We start from the raw sequence: 1,046 nt of genomic DNA on the forward strand, positions 1-1,046 counted from the left end.
CCCCCTACTCCCCCGCCGTCGTCAGCCGCAGCGCCGCGTCCCGCACATCCGGGTGCGGATGCCGCCGCAGCCCCCGCACCCGCTCCCGCCAGGGCTCCGCCCATTCCGTACGGGGGCCGCCGACGCCGGTGAGCACCGCGGCGAAGAGCCCGGCGGCGTGTCCGCCGTCCTCCTCCAGCTGCCATGCGGCGCGCAGCAGCGCTTCCCGTCCGCCCGGCCGGGACGCGGCATCGAGCCGGTCCCGCAGGACGTCGGCGGTGCGGGCGGCGAGCGCGGGGCGGGAGGTGTGCAGCCGGGCGAGGCGGGCGAGCGCGGCGGTGAGCGCGCTCGGCCGGGCGTCCAGGTCGAGGGCCTGGACGAGGACCTGGGCGGCCTCGGGGATGAACGTCTCGTATCCGGCGAGGAGTTCGGCGGCACCGAGCGCATGGCGCCGCATCTCCCGCGGCCGCATCCGCCCGTGCTGGGCGAGCCGCGTGGCCAGGTGGCGGATGCGCTGGCGGGCGGGCCGGTCGCGGTCCGGTTCGGCGTCGGGCATGCCGGTGCGGGCGTCGGCGGTGACGAGGGCGGCCAGCGCCCAGGCGAGCGGGTTGTCCTCGGAGGTGCCGTCGGGCGCGGCGGCCATGAGGGCGAGCAGGGCGTCGGCGGCGGACCGCCAACTGGCCCGGTTGCCGAGGTCGGTGACGGCAGCGACCAGCAGCGCGGCCGCGTCCGGCGCCCAGGGCGACCAGCGGGCGAGCGCCGCGTGCCCTGAGGCGGCCACCTCGGGGTCCTCGGTGTCGCAGACGACGCGGATGAGCTGGGCGTAGCGCTCGCGGTGGAGTTCGGGGAGGTCGAGCGGCCGGGTGTGGAGGACGGCGTGGCGCAGTTCGCGGCGCCCGGCTGCGGCGGCGGTCAGCAGCTCCCAGGCGCGCTTGGTGCCGAGCAGCCGGGCCGCGAAGCGGACGCAGACGGCCTGGACGTCGGGGTGCTGGCCGGGGAGTCCCTGGGCGTCGGCGAGGAGCCCGCCCGCGTCGGGGGCGGGGAGGTGGGTGGCGGCGATCCGGGCG

The 1,046-nt window shown here is 79.1% G+C and carries 1 pseudogene; it reads right to left on the minus strand.

Going from position 1 to position 1,046, the window contains the following annotated elements:
- Positions 1-4: 4 nt before the first annotated feature.
- Positions 5-1,046: pseudogene (locus SSOG_RS09060) on the minus strand (hypothetical protein); the annotation flags it as partial.

It is taken from the genome of Streptomyces himastatinicus ATCC 53653, from assembly GCF_000158915.1.
Lineage (GTDB): Bacteria > Actinomycetota > Actinomycetes > Streptomycetales > Streptomycetaceae > Streptomyces > Streptomyces himastatinicus.